Source organism: Ensifer sp. Root954 (assembly GCF_001429005.1).
GTDB classification, from domain to species: Bacteria; Pseudomonadota; Alphaproteobacteria; order Rhizobiales; family Rhizobiaceae; genus Ensifer; species Ensifer adhaerens.
On record NZ_LMJM01000034.1, the window covers coordinates 1873 to 2199 of the forward strand.

The window sequence follows — 327 nt, forward strand, 5'->3', positions numbered from 1 at the left end:
CGAACCACGCCCGCTCACTTTAAGCGTCGAGCGACACTTAGGTGGTGCGTGCAACCGGAATGGGCCCGTAGCTCAGGTGGTTAGAGCGCACGCCTGATAAGCGTGAGGTCGGCAGTTCGAGTNCTGGGATCTGGCAGATGATCGGAACGGTTGGGGCTGTAGCTCAGCTGGGAGAGCACCTGCTTTGCAAGCAGGGGGTCAGCGGTTCNTTGGTTTAGACCGATTGGTCTGGACTTGGATGGATTGCTTGGAGCAGATGATCGAAACGGTTGGGGCTGTAGCTCAGCTGGGAGAGCACCTGCTTTGCAAGCAGGGGGTCAGCGGTTC

General features: G+C 58.8%; 1 tRNA gene (only partly in view). It reads left to right on the forward strand.

Going from position 1 to position 327, the window contains the following annotated elements:
- Window positions 1-271 precede the first annotated feature (271 nt).
- Window positions 272-327, forward strand: a tRNA-Ala gene (locus tag ASE71_RS35960) (it continues 79 nt past the right edge of the window).